Source organism: Arcticibacter sp., from assembly GCF_045629565.1.
In the GTDB taxonomy this organism is placed as follows: Bacteria; Bacteroidota; Bacteroidia; order Sphingobacteriales; family Sphingobacteriaceae; genus Arcticibacter.
Window position 1 is genome coordinate 1 of record NZ_JAZQRL010000025.1, and the last position, 6,954, is coordinate 6,954.

The 6,954-nt window shown below is 41.3% G+C and carries 4 protein-coding genes; all 4 read right to left on the reverse strand.

The features are described 5' to 3' along the window. Positions 1 to 1,442, reverse strand: a 1,442-nt coding sequence (locus tag ACKI5J_RS02600) for a RagB/SusD family nutrient uptake outer membrane protein (protein WP_407426210.1), incomplete at its 3' end; no start/stop codon positions are given. A 13-nt stretch (positions 1,443 to 1,455) separates the two neighbouring features. After that, positions 1,456 to 4,800: a TonB-dependent receptor gene (locus ACKI5J_RS02605; protein ID WP_407426212.1), complete on the reverse strand. Its 3,345-nt coding sequence runs from the start codon at positions 4,798 to 4,800 to the stop codon at positions 1,456 to 1,458. Between the two features lie 177 nt (positions 4,801 to 4,977). Then, on the reverse strand, positions 4,978 to 6,066 hold the full coding sequence (locus ACKI5J_RS02610) for a FecR family protein (RefSeq protein WP_407426214.1): 1,089 nt from the start codon (positions 6,064 to 6,066) through the stop codon (positions 4,978 to 4,980). A gap of 62 nt (positions 6,067 to 6,128) precedes the next feature. After that, positions 6,129 to 6,725, reverse strand: a complete 597-nt coding sequence (locus ACKI5J_RS02615) for an RNA polymerase sigma-70 factor (RefSeq protein ID WP_407426216.1) — start codon at positions 6,723 to 6,725, stop codon at positions 6,129 to 6,131. Between the last annotated feature and the right edge of the window lie 229 nt (positions 6,726 to 6,954).

A 6,954-nucleotide genomic window follows, 5' to 3' on the forward strand; every position in this document is an offset into this window, starting at 1 on the left:
TATGCGTCAAGAGCTGCACTCTGACCTGCCGCACTGGCAATATCAACATTTGGTAAAAGCTTGATACCATCCCGAGCGTTTCCAGGGCGATCGAGTACCCTTTGAACATATTGAGAAGCGGTTGCAAAGTCGTTTAAACCTATACACGCTTCAGCATATATGAAATAGGTCTCGGCTAATCTAGCAAGAACAATGTCTCTCGTACTTGCGAATGTGTCGAAAGTCGCTGCGGTAGCAGGACTGTCAAACTTTTTGATCACAGGAGTCATAAAGTCCGCATCGTACGCAATTCTGTAAGCTTCTTCATTATAACGAAATGGGTAACATTTAAAGTTTGGGGCTATTCTGGATTTATGGGCTTCAACCCATTTCAGTGAATCCGCAGTGCTAAACTCCCTGCCCCATACCCTCGGGTAGTAAGCCCTAATCAAACTTTTCGAGGTGTCAGCGGTATAGTAATCAAAATACTTATCATAGATAGTCAGCATAAAAGTTCCTTCATACCTTCTGTCATTTTCAGAATAGAAGTTATGTAAATTCCATGATGGATAGACAGCTGATGACATATACTTGTGTCCCAGCTCTGTACCCCCCAGGTATGGGCCGAAGATCGATTGCTGATTATTTCCACTTGTGTTATTTGCTAATGACTTAGCATCGTATTGTACTGCAAAAATAACCTCATCGTTGTTCTCATTGTTAGGGCTCCACAAAGTTTCAAAAGGGATGGTTATAGATCTGCCTGCGATGGCTGCTGTAGCATAAGTTTTAGCCTTTTCAAAAGCGGAGTTGTCTTTCATATCCCAGCCCTTAGTCAAATATACCTTAGCCAGATAGTGATTCGCAGTGGCCTTATTAACTCTTCCTTTTTCTGCCGTCAAATCTGGAAGCACAGCTTCCATTTCTGAAATTACAAAATCAAATGTCTCGCTTAGAGAACTTCTTGGAACATTCATTCTGGGAGCAAGTGTTGCTTCGTTATTTATAGCAACTCCACCAAATTGCTCCAATAGAAGGAAATGGTAAAACGCTCTCAGAAAACGTAGCTCTGCTTTATACTGAGCCTTTTTAGCATCCTCCAACGTTGTGATGTCATTATAATGAAGTGACATATTGATAACCTGAATACCATCGTAGCAATTTTTATAAAACGTTTTTACAAAACTTTCCGTTGGGTTTAGTTGCTCGTATTGGTTGATAGCCAGATTCCCCGTACCTCTCGGTCTCTGATACATATCAGTACCTGCGAACAATAACCAAGGAGTTTCTCTGAAAGTAGTTCTTAATGAACTGTATGAAGCAGTCATCAGGGTCTCGTAGCCCGCAGGCGTTCTATAGAACTCGTCGTTTGAAATCCCACTCTTATTATCCTCTTCTAGAAAGTCTGAACAGCTGGTAAAAACCAAGCTACAAAGAACAAGTAAACAAAGTATTTTTTTCATAACTATCTGCTAATTAAAATTTTAAATTTACGCCAAATTGATAAGTGACGTTACTTGGACCGTTTCCATTTTGAAGCGTGGTGGTTGCGTACTCAGGATCCCAACCTTGGTAATCAGTAAATGTGAATGGGTTAAGTACGTTTGCATATATGCGAAGCTGGCTTAAACCTGCCCTCTTTATAAATTTCTGAGGCAAGGTGTACCCTAAGACGATGTTTCGCACACGAATAAACGACGCATCAGTATATCTGCCGTTATTACCGTAATACGGGCCTGGGTTATTTATCGCTGGATACTTTGCATCCTCATTTCCACTCACAGTTGACCAAAGAGCTAAAGGAGAGCCGTCGGGGTTTGTTCCCCAGTTATTCCAATCATATCTATCAGCTCCAGCAGGAACGAAGTAGTCGAAGTTGATCTTTGGACGTCCTCTTTGCGTGTTTGCTGCTCCGAACTCTTCCAGGAACCTGTCTGACACAAACACACCTTGCCTCGTAAAAATATTAAAGGAAAAATCCCAGTTTTTGTATACCAAGTTAGACGAAAAGTTACCCGTCCAGCTAGGATCAACCGATCCTAAGATTGTTCTATCTCCAGTAGTCGTAATCACGTCGTCTCCGTCAAGATCGGCCGCAATTGCCTGCCCTGGCTGCTGTCCCCACTTTGCAGCTTCATCTGCTTGATTTGACTTCCAGACGCCTATGATCCGGTAATCATAAATTACGTTAATCGGCTGACCAATAAAGCGGGCTTCTCCCATAACATCTTCCTTCCTGCCATATAAAGATTCGATAGCATTCTTGTTATGGGCGAAATTGAAGGATGTAGTCCACTGAAGATCTTTAGTATTAACATTCATGGTCGTTAGCGAAAGCTCAATACCCTTATTGCTCACGCTACCTATATTGTCAGTCATTTGTTCCACACCAGACTCTATGCTGAGCTTACGACTCATCAATAGTCCATCGGATAATTTATTGTAGTAATCGATAGTTCCTGAGATACGCTGATTAAAAAACCCAAAATCAATACCGTAGTTCAACTCTCTGGTTTTTTCCCAGGTCACAGATGGGTTTACAGGTACCCCCGGTGCAAACCCTGAGACAACCTTCCCGTCAAAGTCGTACCACACAAGGCTTCCAGTTTGAGGAGTCAACATAGATCCGTACGGATTTATGCCCGCATTACTACCGGAATAACCAAAACTGAAACGAGCCTTGAGGTCAGACAGAAAGTCTGCTTTTAAAAATGATTCTTCAGATGCTCTCCAGGCAAAAGCTAGCGACGGGAAAGATGCCCATTTATCTGCTAGCTTTGAGCTACCGTCATAACGAACCGTCCCGGTCACCAAGTACTTATTCTTATAATCATAGTTCACTCTAGCCGCATAGGAAAGTAATGATGAGCTGCTGAAAATCGTCCTCGAATTACTACTTTGTAAGGTGCCGCTGAAAAGATTATACCATTCAGAGTTATAGGGTAAATTTTGAGTCCCGGCCCTGATCCCTTCTGTTCTGGTTTTGTAAAAACTATTGATTAAAGTCGCATTTAGCGTATGGTCTTCTTTGAAAGTTTTGCGATACGTGATTTGGTTGTCCCACGTGAAGTCAAGGTTCTCGGTATTATCCTGGTACGCTTCGTCCTGTGTCCTGTTCCCCGGAACTATGCCGAAGTATCGGCCTATTCGGGCTCTGCTGAATCGTGGCATAAACGTCGTCTTAATCTCCAAACCCTCTACTGGCCTAAATTCAGCAAATGCACTTCCTAAAATGTCAAAGCGACGATTTTCCTGATTACCGCTTGCAATCTCAAGCAATGGATTAGCCGAACTGGTGAAGTTTCCTGTACCCTGGATAGCGGCTGCAATGCCGGGCTGAGGAATCAAGCTACCGTTTTCGTCATATGCATAAAGGATTACCGGCATACGCATGATATCACGATAACCGTATTGACTTCCCTCACTAACATTTGTGTGAGACAGATTAGCATTTCCTCCAACCGTGAACTTATCGGAGATTTTATTGGCTACACTTAATTTAATATTATATCGGTCTAACTTTTCACCTTCGAAATTCCCTTGCTCATTTTGATAGCCCATACCCAGATTATAAGAAATATCTTTCCCATTACCTGCGATATTTACATAGTGATTTTGTTGCTTTCCGTTCTGCGTAGCCAAACCTAACCAGTCCTGATACTCCTGGTCAAAAAGCCTTTGCTCCAACAAAGGACTTCTTTGAAGGATCGAACTCTTATTAGTTTCAGTGAGTTCGTATGCTTTCTTGCCAGTATTGTAAGTAGAGAATGAAGCCGTGCGAAAGTCTACCCATTCACGGCCATCCATAAAATCAGGTATGCGTGTGATTGATCTTACTCCATAATACCCATCATAGGATACCGTGGTCCGCGACCCTGAGCCAAGGTTTGCATTCTTTGTTTGCACAATAACAACTCCATTTGAACCTCTTGAACCATATATAGCTGTAGATGAGGCGTCTTTCAAAATATCAATTTTTTGAACGTCGGCAGGATTTAGAAAGTCGATATTATCCATTACTACACCGTCTACAACGTAAAGCGGTTTACTTCCATCCGCATTCATGGAATTCTGTCCGCGGATCTGAATGGAAAACCCTGCACCAGGCCTTACCGAACTTGTACTGATATCTACCCCTGCAACAGCACCCTGCAATGCTCCCATCACAGAGGTAGTTCCTTTCGAGGTAAGTGTTTCAGCAGACACTGTTCCGACTGAACCTGTCAAATCTCTCTTTCGTACTGCGCCATAACCTACAACTACCACTTCATCCAACTCATTAGCTGATTCTTTGAGTGTCAGATTTAGCGTTGTTTCACCCTTTAATTGATACTCTAGTGTTTCGTAGCCAAGATAAGACAATACGAGTACCGCATTTTCGGGAGCAGTTATTTTAAAGTCACCACTTAAACCTGTCGATACTCCGCGCGTGGTACCTTTAATCTTTATTGACACACCTATCAAAGGCGCTCCTTGAACGTCAACTACTTTACCACTTATCACAATATCTGCTGCCTGCGCATTATTATTTTTAATCACAATCAACTGATTGTCTAAAATCTGATACGACAAATCAGAGTCTTTAAGTAACTCTTTCATCGCCGTCTCTATCGTGGCATCAGAGAGTTTAATTGATTTAGGTTTACGTATCCCTGTCAGGTTCTCGTTATATAAAAACCGGTAAGTTGTTTGATCCTCAATCAATGCTATTGCGTCAGCGATTGCCGACTTCTTGAGCTGTAGATTGATCTTATTCTGCGAAAATCCTTCAGCCGATACCGTTAGATTAAACAGCAGCAGCAACGTGACGGTTAGCTTCATGGGTAGCACAATTTTTCGTACAAACGAATGATGTACAATCGTAAGAAAACATTTCATACTTTTACTTTAGGTTAAATTAGAAAAAACCAACTTTGCAGTGTTGGGACCAATATTTGATCTGGAATACACGGGGGAATGCGACCAACATCCCCCGTTTTTTTTTATTCTGGATACAGGTTAGTTAGATGACTCAATAAATACTTCACGTCCTTTTCTTTTATACTTAAATGATGCGACCTTTTGAAGAGCTTCGAACGCCTCGTCGACTGATTCCTTCTCAAAAGATCCGTTGAATCTCAGGGCTTTTACCGGTTCGTCTTCAAGATTAATATCCACATTGTACCATCGTTCCAGTTTTCTCTTCAATTCCGCAAAACTCTCACCCCTAAATTCGACACGGTTATAAATCCAGGCTGTCTCGACGCGCTCTTCTTCTTTCAAGCTCTCATCAAGGCTTACAATCTGATAATTTTGTTCGTTCGGAGCCGAAATATTTACTGCCTTTGCGGGAACGATTAATTTTTGGTTTGGCTCTAAGAAAATATGTGATTTTGATTCATTGGAGCTTCCCGAAACCTCAATCTTCCCTCTTAATAATGTTGTTTCTATGTGTTTGTCTCCTTGGTAGTTCTTCACGTTAAATGCGGTGCCAAGCACTTTGATATTTACATCACCCACATGAACAATGAAAGGTTTATCATCATCCTTTACCACATCAAAGAAACCCTCTCCTTCCAATCGTACTTCTCGAACCGGTCCCGAAAAATCTTCATCATAATAAAGCTTGGAATCACCATTCAGCCATACAGTTGTCCCGTCAGGCAAAAGCAATTTTGTTCTGGTACCGTTTTCGACGATTATCGTTTGTTTTTGCAGATCGGAGGATGCATTTACGAAAGCATGGCGATTATAGTAGATTATACATATCAAGGCGGCTGCCACCAACAATGCCCAATTAATTGGAACGGCAAAAGAACGTTGTGCTCTTATTGTTGTTTCGGTTTCTCTCAATGGACTTTCACCATCGTTTCCTGATTCAGCTTTTGCTCGCTGGAAGATTTTGTTTACCTGATAACACTCCTCTTTCTCACATGAGTCTTCGTTAAAGGTGTCTCCGGTATCCCAAAGTGTCTTTAACAGGGTGTATTGATTGTCAATTTCAGGATATCTTTCCAGGTAGACCGACAGTTCTTCCAGCTCTTCGCCGCTAGCCTCGTGGCTTAAAGAACGCGCTATCAAAGTCCATACTCTATCCGTATTGTCCATCGGGATTCATTACTGTGTAATATATAAGACAGCAATGAATAAACATTCTACTAAACCTTTTTTTATTTTTTTTGGATGGAGCACTTTAATCGTTTGTCCACGCCCAGTGAAGAGCATAATCGCTTAACGGCTATAGCCATCTGTGCGTCAATAGTATTGACTGAAATATTGAGAATATCTGAAACTTCCTTATAACGGAGACCATCCTCTCTTACAAGCTGAAATATGATCTTACATCGGGGAGGTAGTACGTCAATTGCATTCTTCACAGACTGCATAACTTCAGAGGTAACTAATAGTTCATGAGGGGAGTCACTGGTCGAAAAACTTCCATTATCGACCTCTTCTAGAGAACATGTAACCACACGACGGGCTTCTTTGGACAATGCATTCAGTGCATGATTCTTGATTGCCGTATATAAGTACACATTAAGATTCTGAATATGAACCAGGCTATCGCGGTTGCACCATAGCTTAACAAACACATCCTCGCAAATTTCTTCAGCCATCTCTCTTGACTTGAGAAAATTCTTAGCAAACGATAAAAGCTTTCTATTATAAAGATCATACAAAAGCTCAAAGGCCTCCTGATCTCCACGAGAAACACGCAATTGAAGATCGTGCATATTATCTCTATAATGGTTCTTTTCCAGTTTCATAAAATGAATTGGTATAATCGATTACATTAAGAAGCTTGTAAGACTAATTAGGCAGCAGCTGCGTGTATAGTTATTGGTTATTCTAGATACAATTTTAATCTTATCCGCGTAAATTTCCAACACAATCATTTGAAGAATGTATGCAATCGTTCCCGGACTTGGATAATAACATTTCTCGCAGCAAAATTTAGATGTACCGTTTATAATTTTTAGGTCGAATTAAAGCAAC

Excerpts from the sequence above, each read along its gene's own strand:
- ACKI5J_RS02610 (WP_407426214.1), bottom strand. The coding sequence starts at position 6,066 with ATGGACAATACGGATAGAGTATGGACTTTGATAGCGCGTTCTTTAAGC.
- ACKI5J_RS02615 (WP_407426216.1), bottom strand. The coding sequence starts at position 6,725 with ATGAAACTGGAAAAGAACCATTATAGAGATAATATGCACGATCTTCAA.
- ACKI5J_RS02605 (WP_407426212.1), bottom strand. The coding sequence starts at position 4,800 with ATGAAGCTAACCGTCACGTTGCTGCTGCTGTTTAATCTAACGGTATCG.